The organism is Streptomyces sp. R818 (assembly GCF_056172735.1).
In genome coordinates this window covers 213,481-235,042 of the sequence record NZ_JAOCNE010000002.1, presented here as the reverse complement: position 1 = coordinate 235,042, position 21,562 = coordinate 213,481, and the positions used below count along the sequence as shown (strand labels likewise).

Genomic DNA, 21,562 nt, shown 5'->3' with positions numbered 1-21,562 from the left:
CGCACACAAGGAGAAAACTGTGCTGAATCGCATTGCAACCGCTCTCGCCGTCGCCACCTTCGCCGGGTTCCTGGCGGCCGGTCCGGCCATGGCCGACTCCGACGACGACGGCGGCTCGCGCGGCGAAGGCGTCTACTACAACGAGGGCCACGCGGCCGGCCAGTGGGCGTCCAACGTCGGTGGCCCGCTCGGCGTCACCAACATGGGCATGGCCGCGGCCGGCCACGAGAGCGCCGGCGGCTTCCACTGGGAGCAGGGCTACGACTTCGACAACGACTGACGAAGCCGGTCTCGCACGTAGTGTTTCCTGAGCGGTCGCTCGCCCCGAGCCGTCGGCACCCCGACGGTCGTGGCGGCGGCCGTTCAGGCCGTCCGGCCGGTCCGGCGCCCCCGGCCGGCGCCCGTCAGGGCTCCCTGCTCGGCGGAACCGTGTCCGCGCAGACGGGGCAGCGTTTGCCGCGCTGCAGCGGCATCTCCCAGTCGACGTCCTGCTTGAGGGCGTACGGCGACGAGACCCGGTGCGGGATCTCGCCGCCGTCGACGTCGAAGGCGTGGGCGACGGCGTCCGGCTCGACGGCCGTGACCAGGCCGCCCTCGTTCTCCGTCTCGATGGCGATCTTCCAATGTGTCATGGGCACCGAGTGCTCACCTTGGCACGTGTGACACCTCGGACCAGCGTCTCCACGTGTTCTCAGCGGCTGTCCGTCATGCCGCCGGTGACGGCGACGACCTCGCCGACCGTGTAACTCGAGTCGGCGTCCGACGCCAGGTACACATAGGCCGGTGCCAGCTCCTCGGGCTGGGCCACGCGCCCCATGGGGTCCGTCTTGCCGAGGTTCTCCAGGTAGTCGTCCGGGAAGCGCTGGCCCGCGACGTTGAGGACGGTCCAGGTGGGTCCCGGGGCGACCACATTGGCGCGGACGCCGCGCTTGGCCAGGTGCGCGGAGATCGACTTGGTGAAGATGATCTGCGCTGCCTTGGAGGCGGCGTAGTCCATCATCATGTCGCTGCCCTTCAGCCCTTCCTCGGAGGCCGTGGCGATCACGGAGTCGCCGTGGCCCAGGTGGGGCAACGCCGCCTGCAGGAGATGGAAGTAGGCGTACACGTTCACCTTGAAGACCTTGTCGAACTCCTCGAAGTCGAGACGGCCTCCAGGCCGGGCCGCTCCTGCCGTTCGAACCGGTACGGCGGGACGGGCTGCTGCTCCTCCTGGGCGGGGGCACTGTCGTTGCCACGGGACTGGACCACGGTCCTGACCTCCTCGTCGGCTGGTGTCGCCTGCACTGGGTACACACGTCGCGTGACCAGGAGCGAAGCGGACGAAACCGGGCGACCAGGCAAAGATCTCTTTACAGGCGGCTCCCGCCCACGGGGCCCTTCCACGGAAATCGCCTGTTTCAGCCCGCGCCCGCACGGTCACCCGCAGACCCACGACATCCGCGAACGTGACGAAGGGACGGCTGTACACCATGACTACGGCGCGCGACATCATGACCGGCGGAGCGCAGTGCGTGGGAGCGCACGAGAGCGTCCGCGACGCGGCGCACAAGCTCAAGGAGTACGGGGTGGGCGCCCTGCCCATCTGCGGGGAGAACAACCGGCTCGTCGGTGTCCTGACCGACCGCGACATCGTCGTGAAGGTGCTCGGCGAGGGGCTGGACCCGGCCGAGGTGGAGGCCGGCACCCTGGCCCAGGGCGAGGCGGTGACGATCGGCGCGGACGACGGCGCCGACGAGATCTTCGCGACCATGACGCAGCACAAGGTGCGGCGCCTTCCGGTGATCGACGGCACCGCTCTCGTCGGCATGGTCGCCCTCGCGGACGCGGCGCGGGCGCTGAAGGAACCGCAGGCGGGCCGCCTGGTCGAAGCCCTCTCCACGGACTGACCCGCCCGTCCCGCGCACCGGCCGACGCCGTCAGGGCTGCTCGCGCTCCACCGGCAGCCACAGCTCGGCGTCGGCATGCGTCCCGTCCGGCGACATGTCGGTCCGCAGGATCTCCGGTCCCGGCCTGCTGCGGTACGGGTTGGACGGGAACCACTCCGTGAACACGTCCCGCCACAGCTCCTGGATGGCCTGCGGCGCCGGCCCCGACGTGGTGAAGACGGCCCACGTACCGGCCGGCACCGCCAGCGCGACGGTGCCCTCCGGGGCGGGCGCCGAGGTGACGACCCCCTGGTAGTAGTCGAGCTCCGTGCCCTCGGCGCGGCTCGGGTCCAGGTCGTCGCAGACCGCGACGGTGCCCCGGGGCTCCTGGTCCGACAGCTTGTCCAGGCGCTCACGCTCCCGCGGGTCGATCCCGCGGACGAAGTCGATGATCGCCTGGTTCGGCCCCGCGTGCACGAGCGGCACCCGGGTCCTGAGCCCGACCACGGTGAAGTCGGGCTTGTCCACGACGCGATACCGCATACTGCTGCTCCCCTCGACGGTGAGACGGAAGGTCAGCCGGGGCTGCGACACGAGCGCCGCGCCGCCGCGCCGGGCCTCGCCCGGGCCGACCCCGTGCATGGCCCGGAACGCGCGGGCGAACGCCTCGCCCGACCCGTAGCCGTAGCGCACCGCGATCTCCAGGAGCGACTCCTGTGCGGCGAGCGCCTCCGCGCCCGCCACGGTGAGGCGCCTGCGCCGGATGTACTCCGACAGCGGCATCCCCGCGAGGGCGGAGAACATCCGGCGCAGGTGGTACTCCGACGTGGCGGCGATCCGCGCCGTCTCGGCCACGTCGATCCGCTCGTCGAGATGGCGCTCGATGTACTCCAGGGCCTGGTTGAGCCGCTCCAGCACGCCCGGCCTCCTTCCTTTCGACGTCCCTCACGCTAGGCGGCGGCCGGCTGCCCGGACCCGACAATCCGTGCCCGGTCGCATCGGGTCGGCGCGGCCGTGCGCGTCTCCCGCGCCTCCCGTCGTGCGCCGCTGAGCGCCCTTCACCGGCTCGCGATCGCCAACTACGCTGTTGCGCGCTCGAGTTGTTCCTCTGTTGTACGGGGTCGGCGGTGACCGGCCCGCTGTGCACGTCCGCCACTCAGCCGCGTTCTGAGGAGAGCCTCGCATGCACCAGCCGCAGATCCTTGTCCTGGACGCCGCCGCGGGCGACCGGCACGCGGAGGACGCCGAGCTGCGCTCACGCGGTCCGGCCGCCCGCGTCGACGTCCTCGGCGTCGAGGCGTGGGCGGTGACCGACCCCGCCCTGCTCAGGCAGCTGCTCACCGACGCGCGGGTCTCCAAGGACGCCCGGCTCCACTGGCCCCTGTTCCCCGACAAGATCGTCGGAATCTGGCCCCTCGCCCTGTGGGTGGCCGTGGACAACATGTTCACCGCGTTCGGCGGCGACCACCGGCGCCTGCGGCGGCTGGTCAGCCCGGCCTTCGCCGCGCGCCGCATGGCCGCGCTCCAGCCGCGCGTCGAGGAGATCACGCACACGTTGCTCGACGAGCTCGTGACCGCACCGGCCGGTGCGGTCACCGATCTGCGCGAGCGGTTCGCGTACCCGCTGCCCATCCGGGTCATCAGCGAACTCATGGGCCTGCCCGGCCCTGCGCAGCGCGACTTCCGCCGCACCGTGGACAACGTCTTCGACACCCGGCTCGGCGCCGAGGAGGCCGCGGCGAACACCGAGGAGCTGTACGCGATCATGGCCGATCTGGTCGCGGCCAAACGCGCGCGGCCCGGCGACGACATGACCTCCGTACTCATCGCCACCCGCGACGACGACGGCTCCGCCCTCACCGAGCAGGAACTCCTCGACACGCTGCTCCTGGTGATCAGCGCGGGCTACGAGACCACCGTCAACCTCCTGGACCAGGCCATCGCCGCGCTCCTGACCCACCCGGAGCAGCTGGATCTCGTCCGGGACGGCAAGAACACGTGGCCGGACGTCGTCGAGGAGACACTGCGCTACGAGGCGCCCGTCGCCCATCTGCCCATGCGGTACGCGGTCGAGGACATCGAGCTGGCCGACGGTCTGGTGATCCGGCAGGGCGAGGCGATCCTCGCGTCCTACGCGGCGGCCGGCCGGCACCCCGCTCTGCACGGCCCCGACGCCGACACCTTCGACGTGGCCCGGGTCAGCAAGGCCCACCTCGCCTTCGGCCACGGGGTGCACGTGTGTCTCGGCGCGGCGCTGGCGCGCATGGAGGCCGAGACGGCGCTGCGCGGCCTGTTCACCCGTTTCCCGCGGCTCGCCCTCGCGGTCCCCGCCGGGACGTTGCGTTCGGCGGGGTCGTTCATCTCCAACGGACATGCGGAACTGCCGGTGATCCTGCGACCGGAGACGGAGGGCCGGCCCTAGCTCGTCGGTGGCGCCGTCGATCCGCGGGGTATCAGGCTGGGCGCCTGGGCCGGATGGGACGTGGCCTCCTTGCGGAGCATGACCGCGAAGAGGGTCTCCGTCACGTCGGCACCGAAGGAGAAGACGTCGTGGTGCATGGCGGAGAGCGTGGGGCGGGTGAGCTGGCACAGCTGGGAGTCGTCCCAGGCCAGCAGGGAGAGGTCGCGCGGCACCGACAGGCCGAACTCGGCGGCGACGCCCAGCGCGGTCACGGCCATCAGGTCGTTGTCGAAGACGATCGCCGTGGGGCGCTCCGCCGACACGAGGAGGGAGCGGCAGGCCCGGCTGCCCTGGTCGGCGGAGAAGTCCGCGAGCACGGTCTGCGCCTGCAGCCCCAGTTCCCGCGCCGTCTCGGCGAACGCCCTCGTGCGGATCGCGCTGTGGCCCAGCTCGGCCGGGCCGCTGACCCGGGCGATCCGGCGGTGGCCGAGCGCCGCCAGGTAGCGCACCGCCTCCGCCGTCGCGGCCGCGTCGTCGGTCCACACCGAGGTGAAAGGGCCCGCGAGCGAGGGGTCGCCGACGACGACCGCGGGCAGCCCGATCGCCGAGAGCGCGGGGATCCGCGGATCGTCCACCCGCAGGTCCACGAGGATGCAGCCGTTGACCCGGTTGCCCTGCCACCACTCGCGATGGACCCCGATCTCCTCGTCGGCCTCCGCGAGGTGGAGGAGCAGGGAGCAGGAGTGCCGGGTGAGGACGGACTCGATGCCGGAGATGAACTCCATGTAGAACGGTTCGAGGCCGAGCATCCGGGCCGGCCGGGCGATCACCAGGCCCACGGTGTGCGGGGCCTGGTTCTTGAGCGACTGGGCCGCCTGGTTCGGACTCCAGCGCAGCTCGCGCGCGGCGTCCAGGATCCGCTCCCTGGTGCGGGCGGACACCCCCTGCTTGCCGTGCACGGCGAGGGTCACCGCGGAGGGCGACACACCTGCCAGGCGGGCGACGTCCCTGATCGTGGCCTTGCGCCCCGCGCCTGGTGCGTCTGCCGTACGGCTCACCGCCAGTCTCCGTCTTCGTGTCGTCGGTGCGGCCGGCGGATGCGCGCCGGCGGACGGCTCATCGTAGACGAAGCTCCTTGTCGGGCCGGGGGTGTTGAGGCCGCGCGAACGCGGGTCGGCGGCGGCCCCAGGTGTACGTGACGGTCGCACCCGGCGCCACCTTGGTGGTCACACGTGTGCCGGGGGCGCTGAGGGCGGTGGTGTGCTCCGTCCTGGCGGGGTTGTGCACGACCCGCGGGGGTTGGTGAAGGCGCCCGGTACCGGTGGTGCATCCAGCGGCATGAACTCGTCCGGCCGCCGATCACCGTAGACGTCATGTCGGGCCGCGTCCATAAAACGGTCCAGTAAAGGCGCCGAAGTCGAGGTCACCTCCCCAAAACAGAGGGCTCAGAAGCTGACTTGACCGGTACATGGACAGAGCTGGCCGCTGGGTCTACTGTGACGCCGATCCGCACCACCCCGCGCCGTCGACCACCGCCCCGCAGGGGCCCACGAAGGGAGACCGCATGTTCCGGACAGGGGCCGCAGGGTCCGCGTCCCTCGCGACCGCCGCCGCGCTCGCCGCCTGCCTCGCACTCGCCGCGCCCACCGCATCCGCCGCCCCCACCGCCGTCGCCGGGCCGGTCTCGGGTAGGGGCGGCAAGTGCGTGGACGTGGCCGGTGCGTCGTCGGCCGACGGCACGGCCGTCCAGTTGTGGGACTGCAACGGCACGGCCGCCCAGTCCTGGACCGTGGGTTCGGACGGCACGATGCGCGCCCTGGGCAAGTGTCTCGACGTCACCGGGCAGTCCACCGCCAACGGCACCAAGGTCCAGCTGTGGGAGTGCAACGGGTCCGGCGCCCAGCAGTGGACCGCCGAAGCGGACGGGCACCTGAAGAATCCGCAATCGGGCCGCTACCTCGACGTCCCGGGCGGGAACACCGCCAACGGCACCCGGCTGCAGATCTGGGACCGCAACACCAACCCCTGGCAGACCTGGCGCCTCCCCGACGGCGGCGGCACCACTCCCCCCGGCACCTGCACACCTGCCCTGGGGCGCGGCGAGTACAACACACCTGTCTCGTACGGCGGCCACACCTATCAGGTCCTGGTCCACCTCCCCGCGCGTGCGGCGGGCTCCCGGCTGCCCCTCGTTCTCGACCTGCACGGCAGCCAGTCCACCGGGGCCGGGCAGCTCGCCTACAGCGACATGGCACCGGCGGCCGACGCGAACGGCTTCGTCGTCGCCGCGCCGACCGGAGTGGTCCCGGCGGGCAGCGGCTTCCTGTGGAACGTCCCCCAGGTGACCCCGAGCGGCACACGTGACGACGTGGGTTTCCTGCGGCAGGTGATCGACACCCTCACCGTCTCCGCCTGCCTCGACCCGTCCCGGATCTACGCGACGGGCTACTCCGGCGGCGGCCGCATGACCTCGGCGCTCGGCTGCCGTCTCGCCGACAGGATCGCCGCGATCGCGCCCGTGGCCGGGCTGCGGGCGGGCCGCCCCGACCCCGCCGACGGAAGCCGGCCGGATCCGTCGTCCTGCACACCGTCGCGCGCGGTGCCGGTCATCTCCTTCCACGGTGAGCAGGACGCGACCAACCCGTACAACGGCGGGGGCGACAGCACCGCCTGGCGCTACTCGGTCCCCGTCGCCCAGCAGCGCTGGGCGGCCCTGAACGGCTGCACGGCCGGACCCGCCACCACCCAGGTCACCTCACATGTCCGCCGGACCGCCTACAGCGGGTGCCGCGACGGAGCCGACGTGACCCTCTACACCGTCTCCGACGGCGGTCACACCTGGCCGGGCACCCCGGTCGACAACGGCAATGGGAAGGTCACCCACGAGATCGGCGCCAACGACCTGATGTGGCAGTTCTTCCGGCAACACCCCATGTCCTGACGGCCGTTCGGTGACGGCATGACGACACACGCGCCCTACTCGCACCAGGGGCACATGTGTTTTCATGCCGCCCATGGCTCCCCCTCTCCCCCACCACGCCACCTCGAAGGAGCGTCCATGTTCCGAGCCGCATCGGCCCTACTGCTCGCCGCCGCGCTGACCTGTACCGCGACCGTCGCGGCAGCCGACGCACCGGGTGCCGACGGCGCCCGGCCCGCGGCCAAGGGTTCCTGGCACACCTCGTGGGCCGGCTCGCAGCACAGCCTCGCGTCCACGCCGCTGCGCGATCAGTCCGTCCGGATGATCAGCCACCTCAGCCAGGGCGGCGACGCGCTGCGGATACGGGTGCAGAACACCCTCTCCGAGCGCCCGCTGTCCATCGGCGCGGCCACGGTCGCGGACAGCGACGGCACGAGCGCGGCGCTGCGCGGCCCGGCCCGGTCGGTCACGTTCGCGGGACACAAGGCAGTCGTGGTGCCGGCCGGGGGCGAGGTGTGGAGCGACCCGGTCGCGCTGCGGACCCGGGCCCAGGGCGATGTGGCGGTGTCCCTGTCGGTGTCGGGGCAGGCGGACGCGGGCCGCCACGGCTCCGCCTTCCGCACCAACTACCTCTCCGCGCCGGGCTCGGGCGACCGCACCGGGGACGCGGGCGGCGACGCCTACACGCATACGACCGAGTCGACGTACCTGGTCAGCGCCGTCGACGTACGCAACAGCAGCCTCAAGGGCACGCTCGTCGCCTATGGCAGCTCCGTCGTGGACGGCACGGGATCCACCCAATGCGGTCCGGGCTGCACCGAACTGGGCAACAACCGGCGCTGGACCGACGACCTCGCGCGCCGCATCCGCGCCGAACTGCCCGCGGGCCGCCAGTTCACCGTCGCCAACGCGGGCGTGGGCGGCACCACCAGCTACGCCGACTGCCCCGGCATGGGCGCCGACGTCCGCGGCCTGGACTCCCTGGCCCGCCTCGACCGCGACGTCCTGTCGCTGCACGGCGTCAAAGCCGTGCTGTTCTACTACGGCACCAACGACCTGGCGGCCGGGTGCGACGCCGACCAGATCATCGGCAGCTACCGCGCGACCTTCACCCGACTGCACAAGGCGGGCATCAAGGTCTACGTCACCCCCATCACCCCGCGCCCCGGCTACACCGACGCCGACAACCGGAACCGGCAGGCGGTCGGCGACTTCGTGAAGAAGTACGGGAACTGCTCCGGCACCTGCGACGGAGTCCTCGACTTCGACCAGGTCCTGAAGGACCCGGTGAAGCCGAACAGCATCAACCCCGCCTACGACACCGGGGACGGGGTCCACGTCAACGTGGCCGGTCAGCAGGCGCTCGCCGACTTCATCTCGCTGCCGATGGTGACGTCCCGATAGCGCCCTCCGCCGCGTCGAGAGCGCTGAGCGCGGCCCGGACCCGCAGGGCGTCCGGGCCGCTCGTCACGTCGAGGCCGGTGATCTCGGCGGCGCGGCGCAGCCGGTAGTCCACCGTGTTGGGGTGCACGCACAACTCCTGGGCGGTGGAGCGCCGGCTGAGCCCGCACCGCAGATACGCGCGCACCGTGTCAAGGAGTTCGGGGCGGGCCGCCAGGGGCCGCATGAGCCGCGCCAGTTCGTCCCGCGCCGGTCCCGGCCGCATCAGCTGGTACTCCAGGAGCACGTCCGGGAGCCGGTACAGGCCCGCCGGTCGCTCCGAGGCGGCCGCCACCCGGCGCACCTCCTGGGCGAGGGCCACGGCGTCGGGGATGTCCTCGGGGGCGGCGGCGGCCGCACCCGCCATGATGTCGACGCCCGCCACCCGCCGCATGTGGGTGAGGGCGGCGGTGACCCGTGCCCAGTCCTCCTCGGTGACCTGGTCCGGTGCCGTGCGGCAGGGAACGAGCGCGAGGCCGCCGTCACCGGACAGGGCGGTCAGGACGGTGCCGTCGACGTGCCGGTCGAGCTCGACACGTATGCGGCGCAGTTTGCGTTTGCCCGCGATGACCGGGCTGACCCCGTCGAGCGCCTCGTCCGGGTGCGCGCCGAGGGCGAGGTCCAGGACGAGGTAGCACGGGGGCACGTCGAGGCCCCAGCGGGCGGCGGTGCCCGCCGCGTCCGCGCCCTCGACGAGCGCGGTGAGGAGCGCCTGCCGCGCCGACTGCTCCTCGCCGAGGACGGCCTGCCGCTCGGCGAAGAACCCGGCCACCACGGTGACCGTCATCCGCTCCAGGAACTCCAGGACCAGGACGGTGACGGCCTGTACGTGTTCCAGGTCGTCGGCCGTGGCGTGGCCGAGCATCTGCTGCAGACATTCCTGCGCGCCGACGTGGTAGGCGCGCACGACGGCCTCGACAGGCACCCCTTCCTCCGCGCGTTTGGCGGCCGACTGCCGCAGTGCCAGGAGGTGGTTGTCCGTGGGGAGCCGCCCGGTGCGCAGCATGGCGGCGAAGGAGCCGATGCCCTGCTCGACGACGCGCCGGATCTCGCCCCTGAGCTGCTCGGCGGGCATGGTGTCGTAGACCGGTACATGGTCGACGAGCCGCTCGAGCACGCGCCCCGCGAGGACGGGGAGGGCGTCGCTGAGGCGCTGGTGGAGGACGACACCGTCGAAGGCGAGGGGCACCGGCGTGCCGTTCCCGTGGTCCATGCGGCCGCCCTTCCTTCCGCCCGGTCCGAGATCGTTCCCTCCGCGGCGGTAGCAAAAATCGCTGGCCCGGCGTGAGGCGTCAAGGGCGTGGCGGCTGGTGTGAGCGAGGTCTCGGAGCGGATCCTCCTTTGTGACGGGTCACAAACGGTGCCCTTGATGTCTGGACGACAGCCGGGGTCCGTGGGGCGGCTGGTCCCTCAGTCTGCTGAGACACGCGGTCGGCTGTGACACGCAGTCCGCGGTGACACGCCACCCCACCACGCACTCGGGAGACCCCATGCCAGTGTCCATGTCGTCCGCGCGCACCCTCCGCGCGGGGCTGACCTCGGCGGCCGTCTGCGCCGCCACCGTCCTCACCGTCGCGTCGGCCGCTCCGGCGCAGGCGCAGGAGTCCGCCCCGCTGCGCGAGGGGGGTGTGGCGGAGGCGCTGTGGAACTACGTGAGTTCGCCGGACGCGGTGCCCGGCGCCAACGACTGGTCGTGCCGGCCGAGCGCCGAGCACCCGGAGCCGGTCGTCATGCTGCCCGGTACGTTCTTCAACTTCGGCGCGAACTTCGTGAAGGCGGCGCCCCGGCTGAAGAACGCGGGGTACTGCGTCTACGCGATGAACTACGGCTTCACGTCGGTGTCCCTGAACCGGATCGGCGGCCTCGGCCCGAACCGTGAGTCGGCGGCGCGACTCGACGCGTTCGTGGACAAGGTCCGCGCGTCGACGGGCGCCGGGAAGGTGAACATCATCGGGCACTCGCTCGGCGGAAGCGTGCCGATGTGGTGGATGAAGAAGATGGACGGTGCGCGCAAGGTCGACAAGTACGTCGGCTGGGCGCCGAGTTCGCACGGGACGAACCTCAACGGCATCGTCGACCTGGGCGAGAAGCTGAACCTCATGGGGTTCGTGACACACCTGTCCAACGTGGCGCAGTTCCCCGGCGTCATCGAGCAGACGAACACCTCGAGCTACACCCGTGAGATGTGGGCGGACGGCGACACCGTCCCGGCCGGTCCGCGCTACACGGTCGTGCTGACGAAGTACGACACCGTCGTGACGCCGTACACGAGCCAGGCGCTCAAGGGCGAGGACGTGAACAACGTGGTCCTGCAGGACGCCTGCCCCACCGACCGCGCCGGGCACATGGGCCTCTTCAACGACGATCCCACCCTGCAGATCACCATGAACGCCCTGGCCGACGGCCCGAAGGACTTCAAGCCGCAGTGCCGCGGCTTCGGCCTGCAACTCCTGTGAGCAACTCCGCCCACCGGGCCCGTATCTGACGTGGCATATGCAGGTGTGAGGGTGACGGGCGGGGGCACTGGGGCGTCGACCCGCCCGGCGCCCCGCGCTCCGCACCCCGAAGGAGTCCCGTCATGCTGATGGCCCACCCCGCCGTACTGACCGACCTCGTCCAGCAGTACGAGACGCTGCGCTCCCTCAACGCCGCCGAGGGCAGCGAAGCGGTGCGGCAGCGCATGGACGACGTGGCCTACACCCTCTGCATCGCGACCGGCACCGCCGACATCGACGCGGCCCTCATCGCCGCCCGCCACCGCCTCCCCGGCGCCCGCCCGGAGGACGACTCCCTCCTGGCGGCCTGAGAGCCTGGCCTACATCCGGTCCGAGGGGCGGCGGCCGGCCACGGCGCAGGCCGCCGTCCCTCCCGGCAGGCGCTGCCGGTTGTTCGCGATCAGCCGGTAGACGCCGTGCGCGGCCCAGCTCACCGGGGGCAGCGTGAGGAGCGCGCCGAGCACCGGCCAGGCCCCGCCCGCGCTCATCAGCGCCTTGGCGACGGCCCGGGAGCCGCCGTACACCGTGCCCGCGGGGGTCACCCAGAGCGCCTCGTACTCGGCGCGTTCCTGGGTGGTGCCGAGCGCGTCCAGGTCCGCGAACTGCCATGCGACGATCTCGCAGCGCGGCCGGACCCACCGCTCGGCGAACTTCACCGACGTGGTGCAGAAACCACAGTCACCGTCGAAAACGAGAGCGGGCTGAATCATCATGCTTCCAGCATGACGCGTCATGCCCGCCCGCCCCGCGACCCGGTCCAGGCGGCGTCGCGCAGGAGGCGCAGCCCGTTGAGGCCGACGAGGACGGTGGAGCCCTCGTGCCCGGCGACGCCGAGGGGCAGCGGCAGTGTGCCGATCAGGTCCCAGGCCACCAGGACGGTGATGAACACCCCCGCCACGACGAGGTTCTGCACGACCAGGCGGCGCGCCGTGCGGGCGAGGGTGACGACGGCGGGGATCGTCGCCAGTTCGTCGCGTACGACGACGGCGTCGGCCGTCTCCAGGGCGAGGTCGGAACCGGCCTTGCCCATCGCGATCCCGGTGTGCGCGGCCGCGAGCGCCGGGGCGTCGTTGACCCCGTCGCCGACGACGAGCACCCGGCGCCCCTCGGCCTCCCACGCGCGGACCGCCGCGACCTTGTCCTGCGGCAGCAGCCCGGCCCGTACGTCGGTGATGCCGACCTCGGCGGCAAGGTGGCGCGCGGCGCGTTCGTTGTCACCGGTCAGCAGGGCCGGTGCCCGCCCGGTCAGCGCGGTGAGCGCGGCGACGGTGGCGGCGGCGTCGGGGCGCAGCCGGTCGGCGATGCCCAGGAGCCCGGCCGCCGCTCCGTCCCGGACGACGAGGATCACCGTACGGCCCGCTTCCTCCAGGTCCTCGACGGCGCCGGTGAGGTCCGGGGCGAGGCGCGCCGGGGAGCCCACCTCGACCGTGTGTCCGTCGACGACGGCGGTGACGCCCTTGCCGGGCGCGGAGGCGAAGCCCTCCGCCTCGGCGAGCGTCAGTCCGCGCTCGCGGGCGGCCCGGACGACGGCGCGGGCCAGCGGGTGCTCACTGGGGTGCTCGGCCGCGGCGGCGAGCGTGAGGAGTCCGTCCTCGGTCAGCCCGGAGCCGGGCAGCGGGCGGACGTCGGTGACGTGCGGGGTGCCCTCGGTGAGGGTGCCGGTCTTGTCGAGCGCGACGGTGTCGACCGCGCCGAGGCGCTCCATCACCACGGCGGACTTGGCGAGGACACCGTGGCGCCCCGCGTTGGCGATCGCGGAGAGCAGCGGCGGCATGGTGGAGAGGACCACCGCGCACGGCGAGGCGACGATCATGAACGTCATGGCCCGGAGCAGCGCCGACTGGAGGTCGGCGCCGACGGCCAGCGGGATGCCGAAGACGGCGAGGGTGGCGACGACCATGCCGAGCGAGTAGCGCTGCTCGACCTTCTCGATGAAGAGCTGCGTCGGCGCCTTCGTCTCCGAGGCCTCCTCGACCATCTTCACGATGCGGGCGATCACCGAGTCCGCCGGGTCGCGCTCGACGCGGATCCGCAGGGCGCCGGTGCCATTGACGGTGCCCGCGAACACCTCGTCGCCCGCCCGCTTGGCCACGGGCAGCGGCTCGCCGGTGATGGTCGCCTGGTCGACGTCGCTGGTGCCGTCGAGGACGCGGCCGTCCGCGCCGATCCGCTCGCCGGGGCGGACCAGGACCGTGTCGCCGACGGCCAGCGCGTCGGTGGGCACGCTCTCCTCGCCGCCGCCCGGAAGCAGGCGGGTGGCGGCGGTCGGGGCGAGGTCGAGCAGTCCGCGCACCGAGTCGGCGGTCCGGGCGGTCGCCAGCGCCTCCAGGGCGCCGGAGGTGGCGAAGATGACGATGAGGAGGGCGCCGTCGAGGACCTGCCCGATCGCGGCGGCGCCGAGCGCCGCGACGACCATCAGCAGATCGACGTCCAGAGTTCTGTCCTTGAGGGCCTTCAGCCCCTCCCAGCCGGGCTCCCAGCCACCGGTGACGTAGACGGCCGCGTACAGCGGGCCCCAGGTCCAGGCCGGGGCGCCGAGGAGGTCGAGGGCGAGGGCGAGCAGGAACAGGATCAGGGCGGCCAGGGCCCATCGCGCCTCGGGCAGCGCCAGGGCACGGGTGCGGCGGCGCGGGGCCGTGGGGTGCGGCCCCGCGGCGGCCGGTGCGGGCCGCTGATCGAGGACAGAAGGCATGGCGGAGCAACCCTTCGCGGGTACGGGTCGGGGGAGGACGGGCGTCGGCCGGGTGGCGACCGGCCGACGCGCTCACCATACAGGAACACCTGAACAGGTCTTCACATGTTGCCGGTATGATGCCTCCATGGGCCACGGAACGGACACCGCAAGCAGCGCCACCACGCGCGAGCGCCTCGACGCCGTCGGCACCGCCGACGTCGCCGCCACCCTCCAGGCCCTCGCCACCCCGTCACGGCTGCGGATCCTGGCCCGCCTCCAGGAAGGGTCGTGCTCGGTCGGCGAACTGGCCGAGGCCGTCGACATGGAGGCCTCGGCCTGCTCCCACCAGCTGCGCCTGCTGCGCAACCTCGGCCTCGTCACCGGTGAGCGGCACGGGCGCTCGATCATCTACGCCCTGTACGACAACCACGTCGCCGAACTCCTCGACCAGGCGCTCTACCACGTGGAGCACCTGCGCATGGGCATCCGTGACACGCCCGGAGCGGCTGGCGAGTGACGCCGGTGACGCCCTTACCGCAGGCGGTCGAGGGCGTCGCGCAGCGCGTTCTCGACGACCTCCGTCAGCGCCGGGTGGATCCACAGCGGGCCCTCGGCCACGTCGTGCGCGGAGATGCCGTGGGTCATGGCGAGCACCAGCGGCTGGATGAGCGTGGCCGCCTGAGGCCCGAGCACGTGTGCGCCGAGGATCAGCCCCGTGTTCCGGTCGACGAGCACCTTGCAGAAACCCTCGGTGTCCTCCAGGGCCCACCCGTAGGCCACGTCCTCGTAGGCGCAGCGGCCGACCACGTAGTCGAGCCCTTGCTCCCGCGCGTCCTGCTCCGTGGTGCCGACCTGCCCGATCTGCGGGCGCGCGAAGACGGCAGAGGGGACGGCGTCGTAGGACATCTCGCGCGGCCGGTCCGGGTGGAGGAGGTTGTGGGCGGCCACCTCCGCCTGGCGGTTGGCGACATGTTTGAGCGGCGGGCCGCCGTCGGTGATGTCCCCGAGTGCCCACACCCCGTCGACGCTGGTGCGCAGTTGGGTGTCGACCTTGATGAAACCCTTGTCGTCGCAGGCGATACCCGCCTCCTCGACATGGAGCGAGTCCGTGTTGGAGCGGCGCCCCACCGCGACGAGCAGGGTGTCGGCGGGCAGGCGCGTGCCGTCGTCGAGGAGCACGGTCAGATCGCCGGGGCTGCCCTCCAGACCGGTCACCTCACGGCCGAACCTCAGGTCCCAGCGGGTCCGCGCGTGGTCCGTGTACGCCTGGGAGACCTCTTCGTCCTGTTCGCCGGAGAGCAGCCGGTCGCTCTTCTCCACGACCGTGACCTCGGCACCCGCCGTGTGGAACACGTGTGCCAGCTCGGCGGCGATGTATCCGCCGCCCACCACTACGAGGCGTCCCGGCACGGACGGCATCCGCATCACGGTGTCGGACGTCTCGTAGGGCAGCCCGGACTCCTCGACCGGCGGCGGCACGACCGGACGGCCGCCGCCCGCCACCAGGAACCGGTCGGCGCTCACCCGTTCCTCGCCGGACTCCGTGGTGACGAGGAGTTCGCGGTCGCCGGTGAAGCGCGCCCGGCCCCGGTAGACCGTCACCCACGAGGTGTCGCGCCTGCCCTGTTCGCCCTCCGCGGCCTGCGCGTCGAGCCTGCCGAACACCCGCTTCTGCACCCCCGGCCAGGAGAGGTCCTGGAGCGCGGCCGTCACGTTGTGCCGCTCGCTGTCCCGGACCGCGTCGGCGACGTCGGCCGTGACGGACAGCATCTTGCTGGGGATGCAGCCCGCGTTCAGACAGGTGCCGCCGAAGGGGCCCTCGGAGACGATCGCCACGTCCAGATGCGCGAAGCGGTCGTCGATGACGGAGTTCCCTGAGCCCGTACCGATCACGACCAGATCATGATGTGCCATAACGCATCAGTAGCCCGCGCCGGACGATTCATACCGCCCGCGGCGCACAGGACGCGCGCCGCTCACGGGGGGGCTCGGCCGGTCACGGAGGGCTCGGCCGGTCACGGGGCGCTCGGCCGGTCACGGGGACTCGCGCAGGAACAGCGCGCCGCAGGAATGGCAGAACGGCTTCGCCTCGTCCGTGCCCCACGCCTCGGGAGGCAGTGTCGTCTCCCCAAGATCGATCTTCCGGCCGCACATCGCGGACGTCTCACCGGCGCGGACCATGTGCCACTCCTTGAGGCTGCCGCCGCCCGGTTCGGTCCGCTCGGCGATGATGTGGTGCTCCATCGTCTTCCGCTCCTTCGCTACGCGTGCTCGTCCAGGGTGATGACGACCTTGATGTCATCGTCCTGCGCGGTGAAGGCCTCCGCCGCGCGTTCCAGCGGGACCCGCCGGGTGATCATCCGTTCCAGCCAGCCGCGGTCGGCGCGGGCGAGGGCGTCGGCGGCCTGCCGGTAGTGGCGCAGGTTGGCGTTGACCGAGCCGACGACCGCGTCGTTCTCCAGGACGAGTTCGCGGTTGAGGGCGCCCGCGTCCACGGTGATCCGGCGGCCCTTCGGGGAGACCCCGGTGAGGCAGACGACGCCGAAGGCGGCGGTGCCCGCGATGGCCTCGAAGACGATGTGGCTGGCGCCGGTGGCCTCGACGATGATGTCGGGCCGGACCGCTTCGACGGCCCGCTCGATGCCGTCGCTGTGGTACTTCGCCCCGAGGTCGCCGACCAGGGCGGGCTTGGGGCCGCTGTCGACCTGGTCGAGCACGTGCACGTCGAGGCCGCGCTCCGTGCCGAGCAGCGCGGCGAGGAGCCCGATGGGTCCCGCGCCGGTCACCAGGACGCGCCGCGGCTCGAACCAGGCGCGCGCCCCGACCCGTTCCACCTGCTCCCACGCCTTGGCGACCACGGTCGTGGGCTCCATCAGCACCCCTACGCGGTCGAGCCCGGGGTCGAGTTTCACGGCGTAGTCGCGCTCGACCGTCCACACCTGGGAGGCGTAGCCGTCCCGCTCCTTGATGCCGCGCTCGGTGTAGCCGCCGTTGCGGCACATGTCGAACTCGCCGTGCGCGCACGCCGGGCACGGCTCGGGGTCGGGCCGCCGCACCACGCCGACGACCAGGTCACCGGCGCTGAACCCGCTCCCCTCGGGGGCGCGGCGCACCCGGCCGAGGGACTCGTGGCCGATGACGAGCCGGTCCTCGCCGGCGGGCGCCCAGCCGTAGTCGCCCGCGACGATCTCCTTGTCGGTGCCGCAGACGCCGACGGCGAGCCCGTCGACGAGCAGTTCGTCGTCGCCGGGGACCGGCTCGGGCACCTCACTGACTTCCAGCGAGTCCGGACGGTTCGGCCGGACGGTCACCGCGCGCATCGGGGCTCCTTCTTCGTCATGTGTCCTCTCCCCCGGCCAACGTCATGTGTCCTTTCCCCCGGCCGCTCGCACGTCGTCGTAGACCAGCAGCCCGTCCGGGCGCAGACGCACACCCGGTGTCGGCGGGTGCTCCACCAGACGACCGTCGTGCATCAGGTGGTGGACGGGGATGTCGCGGGCCACGACGGCGAAGTCGGCGATGAGCCGCCGGTGGCACCGCCACCAGACCGCCTCGCTGCACATCACGGCCGTCCGCGTACCGGCGGCGTCCGCGAGGAGCCGGTCCATGGCGGCCACGAAGCCGGGGTCGCGGGTATGGGCGGCGTAACCCCGGAAGGACTCGTTGCGCCAGATGACGTCCGGGGAGTCGGGCGGCGCCTTGCGGAAACCTCCCAGGTCCCTCTCCCAGCGGTAGCCGACACCCGCGTCGGGCAGCCACTCGGCGAGGCGGTCCCGGGCCAGGTGCGGGCTGCGGCGGCTGCCGGGACCGATGCGCACGTCCACCACCGAGCGCACCCCCGCGCCCCGAAGGAGTTCGACGAGGGCCTCGGCATCCGCTGTGCTGTGTCCGAACGTCACCAGGTCTTCCGGTGTACCCGTGCTCACCTGCCGTATCCCTCCGCACTGCCACGTCGTGCCGCGTCCATCGTTGAACACGAACGGGGCGTGCGCACCCGGCGCGGAGCCGGCTTGCGGTTTCCCGGGACTGACAGGCAGTCCCGGGAAACCACGAGGCTGTGGTCCCAACCTCGTGCGCACGGTATCCCGCGGACCCGTACCCCCGGAACGCCGACAGGCACGCGACCTCCGCGTCGTTCCGGGAACCGCGGCGAGATAACGATTCGGGCACGGAGGTGCCAGGGAGAGTGATGTCGCTTCATCGGGTGGATGGCTTGTTCCCTTCGGTGGGACGATGCAGGTGCTGCACCCCTGGGGGCTCTCATGCGCACATCCGAGACCGATCTCGAACAAGCCGCGCCGGCGCACCACCTCGCCGCCGCTGTCCCACCCCGGCGCATTCTCGCGCGGGCGTGAGGCGGAGTGGTCGCCGATCCGGGCAGGCGGTGCGGCCGGCACCTGCGCATGGCGGTGCGGCGCACCCCCGTCACGCCCGGCTTCTTCATGGCGTTCACGCTGGCCGGTGAGCTGGACACCGGCAGCATCCCCACGCTCTGCGACGCGACGTCGGAGGTGCTGGCCGAGGGCAGCCGCCATCTGCTCATGGATCTGTCCGCGGTGACCCGGTGCGACAACGCCACCTTCTACACGCTCCTGGGCATGCGCGACGCCCTCCACCAGGCGGGTGGCAGCCTCACCCTCGCCAACCCCAGCCGCTGCGTGGAGACCGCGCTGTCCCGCAGCGCCGTCCGCGACCAACTCCCCCTGCGCGACGTCCCCGCCTCGTCACCCCCGTACCGCTATCCGGCCAACGGGGTCAGGTTCGCGGTGGGACCGATGGGATCGGCGGGACCGGCGGAATCGGTGGACTGAGCGGAATCGGGAACACCGGGCCGGGTTGCCCCGTTCGGGTTCGAGAACCGTCTCTCCGGACGGACCGTCTCTCTGGACGGACCGCTCTCCAGACCGCTGCTCGCCGCGAACGACCCGAGGGAGTGCCTTGCCCGAGACCTCGCCCGCCGCCACCGTTCCCACCCCCACCGTTCCCGAAGCCGCCGTTCCCGGAGCCGCCGTTCCCGTCCCCACCGTTCCCTCTCTTCCGCCGCTCGCCGCCCAGGCGGACCGTCTGATCGAGCTGGGGGTGCACGCACTCGCGGGGCTGACCGCCGACGAGATGCGCGCCTTCGCCGGGAGCGCGGATGCGGGGGACGGGGACGTGCTGCTGGCCGTCCACCCGGACCGCGCGCCCGCCTCCGCGCTCGCGCCGCTGCTCCGCCGCGACGGGAAACCCGGGTTCGTCGTCGTCGACATGGCTGATGTCGACGCGTTCGCTCCCTGCGGCGTCGAGGTGCCCGACGCACCGCTCTACCTCGTCAGGGGCGTCGACCGCGGCGACCGCATGGCCAACTGGAGCCCGGAGGAGGCGCTGCCCGCCCTCGCCGGGGAGGGCCGCACGCCGCTGCTGCTCACCGAGGGCATCCACTGGGTGCTGCAGGAGCCCGCGGCCCTCGAGCGGAACCGGTGCTTCATGACGATCGGCTCCCGGCTCCGCAAGGCCAACGGCTCCCACGACGCCCGCACCCCGGCGATCTGGATCAGCAACGGCACGGGGCGGGACGGCCGCGAGCGGCGCGGCGCGCCGAAGGTCGGCTGGTGCTGGTGGGGCAACCGGCACACGTGGCTGGGGTTCGGCTCCGCCACGGGCCGCGGAGCGCGGTAGCGGCCGACGCGGCCCCGTCAGCGCTTCGCGGGTCCTACTCGTCCGAGACCCGGATGAGGATCTTGCCGTGGACGTGTCCTCCCTGGCTGAGCTCGAAGGCGTCCGCGACGCGCTCCAGGGGGAACGTCTCGGCCACGGGCACCCGGAGCTTGCCCTGGTCGGCGAGGTCGGCCAGCGCGCGCAGACCCTCGGCGTCCGGGCGGGCCCAGAGCCACTGGCCGCCCGCCCCGATGACATCCGGGTCGGCGATCGAGGCGTGCCGGCCGCCCTCGCGCAGGACCGCGCGCGTGGTGTCCAGGACGCCGCCCACGTAGTCGACGACCACGTCGACGCCGTCGGGTGCGAGCTCCTTGATCCGGTCGACCTCGCCGTCCCCGTAGGCGACCGGTTCGGCGCCGAGCTCGCGCAGCCGGTCGTGGTTGCCCTCGGAGGCCGTGGCGATGACACGTGCGCCGAGCGCCTTGGCGATCTGCACACCGAAGGTGCCGACACCGCCCGCCGCGTTGTGGATCAGCACCGTCTCACCGCTGCTCGTGCCGAGCCGGGTCAGCGACTGGTACGCGGTCAGCCCCGCCAGCGGCACCCCGGCCGCCTCGCCCCAGCTCAGGGAGCGCGGCTTCGCGACCACGGCCCGCGCGGGGACCGTCACGTACTCGGCGAACGTTCCCCCGTGCACATAGTCCTTGCGGGCGTACGCGTACACCTCGTCGCCCGCCGTGAACTCCGGGGTGTCGATGCCCACACGTTCCACGACACCTGACACGTCCCAGCCCGGGACCACGGGAAAATACGTGTCCATCATCGCGTCGAGGCCGCCGGACATCACCTTCCAGTCGACCGGGTTCACGGCCGCGTACCGCACCCGTACGAGGACCTCGCCAGGACCCACCTTGGGCACGGGGCGCTCGGTCAGGGACAGGACGCCGTTGTCCCCGTACTTGTCGTAGGTGATGGCCTTCATCGTGGCCGTCTCGTTCTGGTCGTTGCTGCCCATGTCTCACTCCGGACGGACGTCATGTGCGGTCGTCGTGTACGACGCTGTGTGCGGTCGTTCGCTGCGTACGCGCTATGTACGCGCTATGTACGCGCTATGTACGCGCTATGTACGGAAACACTCCCGGTACCCATGTTTGCCGCAGGCAGTCGGCGGGGCCACCGGTGCCGGTGGCGCAAGCGGCGTAACCCGTTAGAAGGCACGGGAGGCGCGCGCCGTGGCAGCCGCATGTGCCACGGGCACCTTCATCAGACCCGCCCCGGGTTTCGGGGTGTCCCCGCACCGGAGGTGTCCCCGTGGTCGTCGTCATCGTCGTCGCCGTGCTCGCGCTGCTCGCGGGGCTCGCCGCCAACCGGTGGCTGCGGCCCCGGCTGATCAGCGCCGACGACGACGAGGGCATGGCGGTGAAGGACCTCGTCGGGCCCATGCTGACACTGACGGTGCTGCTGCTCGCGTTCGTCCTGGTCACCGCCTCCGGTTCGTACGGGAAGGCCGAGGTCGCCTCGCGCGGTGAGGCCCGCGCCGTCGACCAGCTCGTCGAGAGCGCGGAGTACGCGCCCGCCGAGCAGCGGGCGAAGGTGCAGGCCGACGCGGTCTGCTATGCGCGGGCCGTGAGCGCGCAGGAGTGGCCGGCGATGGCCGACGGGCACGGTTCGGCCGCGCCGAGCGTCTGGTCGACGGACCTGCGGCGCACCTTCGGGAAGCTGGAGGGCAAGCCGGTGTTCGGCATGCTGACGGCCGCCGACAACAAGCGCTCCGAGGAGCGCGACGAACGGCTCACGCAGGCGACGGCCAGCATTCCGAGCGCCATCTTCTGGTTCCTCCTCGCGACGCTGCTCGTCACCGTCATGGCGCTCGGTGTCTGCCTGCCCCGCAAGAACAACCGGGGCCAGCTCATCACGCTCGCCGTCATCACGGCGCTCCTCACGACGGCGCTGTGCATCATCCGGGACGTGGACCGGCCCTTCGGCGGCATCACCTCGGTGGACCCGACCGCGATCACCGAGACGGAGCGGCAGGCCGAACGCGACTTCCGCGCCCACGGCTCCGCCGCCGACCTCCCGTGCGACGCCGCCGGCAACCGCCGCACCACCACCACGTGACCCGGCGCCCGT

The 21,562-nt window shown here is 72.3% G+C and carries 23 protein-coding genes; 11 read left to right on the top strand and 12 right to left on the bottom strand.

The window, feature by feature from the left end; translation table 11 throughout:
* Positions 1 to 19 precede the first annotated feature (19 nt).
* Positions 20 to 280 (top strand): hypothetical protein, encoded by a 261-nt coding sequence (locus N5I75_RS03840; protein WP_476674273.1) that lies wholly within the window; start codon positions 20 to 22, stop codon positions 278 to 280.
* A 124-nt stretch (positions 281 to 404) separates the two neighbouring features.
* On the opposite strand, the gene N5I75_RS03835 is transcribed toward N5I75_RS03840, so the two are convergent.
* Entirely contained in the window at positions 405 to 632 is a 228-nt protein-coding gene (locus N5I75_RS03835) for a hypothetical protein (protein WP_476674271.1), read from the bottom strand.
* A gap of 59 nt (positions 633 to 691) precedes the next feature.
* On the bottom strand, positions 692 to 1,471 hold the full coding sequence (locus N5I75_RS03830) for an SDR family oxidoreductase (protein WP_476674269.1): 780 nt from the start codon (positions 1,469 to 1,471) through the stop codon (positions 692 to 694).
* On the opposite strand from N5I75_RS03830, the gene N5I75_RS03825 reads away from it, so the two are divergent.
* Positions 1,470 to 1,886 (top strand): CBS domain-containing protein, encoded by a 417-nt coding sequence (locus N5I75_RS03825; RefSeq protein WP_476674267.1) that lies wholly within the window; start codon positions 1,470 to 1,472, stop codon positions 1,884 to 1,886. The genes N5I75_RS03830 and N5I75_RS03825 overlap by 2 nt on opposite strands.
* 30 nt (positions 1,887 to 1,916) lie before the next feature.
* On the opposite strand, the gene N5I75_RS03820 is transcribed toward N5I75_RS03825, so the two are convergent.
* A complete protein-coding gene (locus tag N5I75_RS03820; RefSeq protein WP_476674265.1) occupies positions 1,917 to 2,783 on the bottom strand; it encodes an AraC family transcriptional regulator in 867 nt (288 codons plus the stop codon).
* Between the two features lie 265 nt (positions 2,784 to 3,048).
* On the opposite strand from N5I75_RS03820, the gene N5I75_RS03815 reads away from it, so the two are divergent.
* Complete coding sequence (locus N5I75_RS03815; protein WP_476674263.1) at positions 3,049 to 4,287, top strand: cytochrome P450 family protein; 1,239 nt, start codon at positions 3,049 to 3,051, stop codon at positions 4,285 to 4,287.
* Here the strand turns inward: N5I75_RS03815 and N5I75_RS03810 are convergent.
* Complete coding sequence (locus tag N5I75_RS03810) at positions 4,284 to 5,324, bottom strand: LacI family DNA-binding transcriptional regulator (protein ID WP_476674261.1); 1,041 nt, start codon at positions 5,322 to 5,324, stop codon at positions 4,284 to 4,286. The two genes, N5I75_RS03815 and N5I75_RS03810, sit on opposite strands and share 4 nt — an antisense overlap.
* 506 nt (positions 5,325 to 5,830) lie before the next feature.
* Here N5I75_RS03810 and N5I75_RS03805 point away from each other — a divergent pair.
* Both N5I75_RS03805 and N5I75_RS03800 read left to right on the top strand, forming a co-directional pair.
* Complete coding sequence (locus tag N5I75_RS03805) at positions 5,831 to 7,207, top strand: extracellular catalytic domain type 1 short-chain-length polyhydroxyalkanoate depolymerase (RefSeq protein WP_476674259.1); 1,377 nt, start codon at positions 5,831 to 5,833, stop codon at positions 7,205 to 7,207.
* Between the two features lie 117 nt (positions 7,208 to 7,324).
* Complete coding sequence (locus tag N5I75_RS03800) at positions 7,325 to 8,590, top strand: GDSL-type esterase/lipase family protein (RefSeq protein ID WP_476674257.1); 1,266 nt, start codon at positions 7,325 to 7,327, stop codon at positions 8,588 to 8,590.
* Here N5I75_RS03800 and N5I75_RS03795 read toward each other — a convergent pair.
* Complete coding sequence (locus N5I75_RS03795) at positions 8,559 to 9,839, bottom strand: RsbRD N-terminal domain-containing protein (RefSeq protein ID WP_476674255.1); 1,281 nt, start codon at positions 9,837 to 9,839, stop codon at positions 8,559 to 8,561. The genes N5I75_RS03800 and N5I75_RS03795 overlap by 32 nt on opposite strands.
* Positions 9,840 to 10,116: 277 nt before the next feature.
* On the opposite strand from N5I75_RS03795, the gene N5I75_RS03790 reads away from it, so the two are divergent.
* Entirely contained in the window at positions 10,117 to 11,082 is a 966-nt protein-coding gene (locus N5I75_RS03790; protein ID WP_476674253.1) for an alpha/beta hydrolase, read from the top strand.
* A gap of 122 nt (positions 11,083 to 11,204) precedes the next feature.
* Positions 11,205 to 11,432 carry a DUF5133 domain-containing protein gene (locus N5I75_RS03785; RefSeq protein ID WP_476674251.1) on the top strand — a complete coding sequence of 76 codons (228 nt, stop codon included), beginning with the start codon at positions 11,205 to 11,207 and terminating at the stop codon, positions 11,430 to 11,432.
* 9 nt (positions 11,433 to 11,441) lie between these two features.
* Here N5I75_RS03785 and N5I75_RS03780 read toward each other — a convergent pair whose 3' ends face one another.
* Together N5I75_RS03780 and N5I75_RS03775 are read right to left on the bottom strand one after the other, a co-directional pair.
* Complete coding sequence (locus tag N5I75_RS03780) at positions 11,442 to 11,834, bottom strand: thiol-disulfide oxidoreductase DCC family protein (protein ID WP_476674249.1); 393 nt, start codon at positions 11,832 to 11,834, stop codon at positions 11,442 to 11,444.
* Positions 11,835 to 11,851: 17 nt separating this feature from the next.
* Complete coding sequence (locus N5I75_RS03775; RefSeq protein WP_476674247.1) at positions 11,852 to 13,813, bottom strand: heavy metal translocating P-type ATPase; 1,962 nt, start codon at positions 13,811 to 13,813, stop codon at positions 11,852 to 11,854.
* 127 nt (positions 13,814 to 13,940) lie between these two features.
* On the opposite strand from N5I75_RS03775, the gene N5I75_RS03770 reads away from it, so the two are divergent.
* Entirely contained in the window at positions 13,941 to 14,312 is a 372-nt protein-coding gene (locus tag N5I75_RS03770) for an ArsR/SmtB family transcription factor (protein WP_476674245.1), read from the top strand.
* Between the two features lie 14 nt (positions 14,313 to 14,326).
* Here N5I75_RS03770 and N5I75_RS03765 read toward each other — a convergent pair whose 3' ends face one another.
* From N5I75_RS03765 to N5I75_RS03750, 4 genes are all read right to left on the bottom strand, one after another.
* The gene (locus N5I75_RS03765; RefSeq protein WP_476674244.1) at positions 14,327 to 15,709 is read right to left on the bottom strand and encodes a mycothione reductase; all 1,383 of its coding nucleotides are present in this window, start codon (positions 15,707 to 15,709) and stop codon (positions 14,327 to 14,329) included.
* 120 nt (positions 15,710 to 15,829) lie between these two features.
* Entirely contained in the window at positions 15,830 to 16,039 is a 210-nt protein-coding gene (locus N5I75_RS03760) for a hypothetical protein (RefSeq protein WP_476674242.1), read from the bottom strand.
* 17 nt (positions 16,040 to 16,056) lie between these two features.
* Positions 16,057 to 17,115: a glucose 1-dehydrogenase gene (locus N5I75_RS03755; protein WP_476674240.1), complete on the bottom strand. Its 1,059-nt coding sequence runs from the start codon at positions 17,113 to 17,115 to the stop codon at positions 16,057 to 16,059.
* 42 nt (positions 17,116 to 17,157) lie between these two features.
* Positions 17,158 to 17,721: a DUF488 domain-containing protein gene (locus tag N5I75_RS03750; RefSeq protein ID WP_476674238.1), complete on the bottom strand. Its 564-nt coding sequence runs from the start codon at positions 17,719 to 17,721 to the stop codon at positions 17,158 to 17,160.
* A gap of 435 nt (positions 17,722 to 18,156) precedes the next feature.
* Here N5I75_RS03750 and N5I75_RS03745 point away from each other — a divergent pair, with 435 nt between their 5' ends.
* Both N5I75_RS03745 and N5I75_RS03740 read left to right on the top strand, forming a co-directional pair.
* On the top strand, positions 18,157 to 18,606 hold the full coding sequence (locus N5I75_RS03745) for an STAS domain-containing protein (RefSeq protein WP_476674236.1): 450 nt from the start codon (positions 18,157 to 18,159) through the stop codon (positions 18,604 to 18,606).
* A gap of 253 nt (positions 18,607 to 18,859) precedes the next feature.
* Positions 18,860 to 19,453: a DUF5701 family protein gene (locus tag N5I75_RS03740; protein WP_476674736.1), complete on the top strand. Its 594-nt coding sequence runs from the start codon at positions 18,860 to 18,862 to the stop codon at positions 19,451 to 19,453.
* A gap of 34 nt (positions 19,454 to 19,487) precedes the next feature.
* Here the strand turns inward: N5I75_RS03740 and N5I75_RS03735 are convergent, their stop codons facing one another.
* Positions 19,488 to 20,414 (bottom strand): NADP-dependent oxidoreductase, encoded by a 927-nt coding sequence (locus tag N5I75_RS03735; RefSeq protein WP_476674734.1) that lies wholly within the window; start codon positions 20,412 to 20,414, stop codon positions 19,488 to 19,490.
* A 329-nt stretch (positions 20,415 to 20,743) separates the two neighbouring features.
* Here N5I75_RS03735 and N5I75_RS03730 point away from each other — a divergent pair, with 329 nt between their 5' ends.
* Complete coding sequence (locus N5I75_RS03730) at positions 20,744 to 21,550, top strand: bestrophin-like domain (RefSeq protein WP_476674234.1); 807 nt, start codon at positions 20,744 to 20,746, stop codon at positions 21,548 to 21,550.
* The last annotated feature ends 12 nt before the right edge of the window (positions 21,551 to 21,562 follow it).

Excerpts from the sequence above, each read along its gene's own strand:
- N5I75_RS03805 (WP_476674259.1), top strand. The coding sequence starts at position 5,831 with ATGTTCCGGACAGGGGCCGCAGGGTCCGCGTCCCTCGCGACCGCCGCC.
- N5I75_RS03795 (WP_476674255.1), bottom strand. The coding sequence starts at position 9,839 with ATGGACCACGGGAACGGCACGCCGGTGCCCCTCGCCTTCGACGGTGTC.
- N5I75_RS03835 (WP_476674271.1), bottom strand. The coding sequence starts at position 632 with ATGACACATTGGAAGATCGCCATCGAGACGGAGAACGAGGGCGGCCTG.
- N5I75_RS03760 (WP_476674242.1), bottom strand. The coding sequence starts at position 16,039 with ATGGAGCACCACATCATCGCCGAGCGGACCGAACCGGGCGGCGGCAGC.
- N5I75_RS03785 (WP_476674251.1), top strand. The coding sequence starts at position 11,205 with ATGCTGATGGCCCACCCCGCCGTACTGACCGACCTCGTCCAGCAGTAC.
- N5I75_RS03770 (WP_476674245.1), top strand. The coding sequence starts at position 13,941 with ATGGGCCACGGAACGGACACCGCAAGCAGCGCCACCACGCGCGAGCGC.
- N5I75_RS03755 (WP_476674240.1), bottom strand. The coding sequence starts at position 17,115 with ATGCGCGCGGTGACCGTCCGGCCGAACCGTCCGGACTCGCTGGAAGTC.
- N5I75_RS03830 (WP_476674269.1), bottom strand. The coding sequence starts at position 1,471 with ATGGTGTACAGCCGTCCCTTCGTCACGTTCGCGGATGTCGTGGGTCTG.
- N5I75_RS03815 (WP_476674263.1), top strand. The coding sequence starts at position 3,049 with ATGCACCAGCCGCAGATCCTTGTCCTGGACGCCGCCGCGGGCGACCGG.
- N5I75_RS03765 (WP_476674244.1), bottom strand. The coding sequence starts at position 15,709 with ATGGCACATCATGATCTGGTCGTGATCGGTACGGGCTCAGGGAACTCC.
- N5I75_RS03800 (WP_476674257.1), top strand. The coding sequence starts at position 7,325 with ATGTTCCGAGCCGCATCGGCCCTACTGCTCGCCGCCGCGCTGACCTGT.
- N5I75_RS03790 (WP_476674253.1), top strand. The coding sequence starts at position 10,117 with ATGCCAGTGTCCATGTCGTCCGCGCGCACCCTCCGCGCGGGGCTGACC.
- N5I75_RS03780 (WP_476674249.1), bottom strand. The coding sequence starts at position 11,834 with ATGATGATTCAGCCCGCTCTCGTTTTCGACGGTGACTGTGGTTTCTGC.
- N5I75_RS03825 (WP_476674267.1), top strand. The coding sequence starts at position 1,470 with ATGACTACGGCGCGCGACATCATGACCGGCGGAGCGCAGTGCGTGGGA.
- N5I75_RS03735 (WP_476674734.1), bottom strand. The coding sequence starts at position 20,414 with ATGAAGGCCATCACCTACGACAAGTACGGGGACAACGGCGTCCTGTCC.
- N5I75_RS03775 (WP_476674247.1), bottom strand. The coding sequence starts at position 13,813 with ATGCCTTCTGTCCTCGATCAGCGGCCCGCACCGGCCGCCGCGGGGCCG.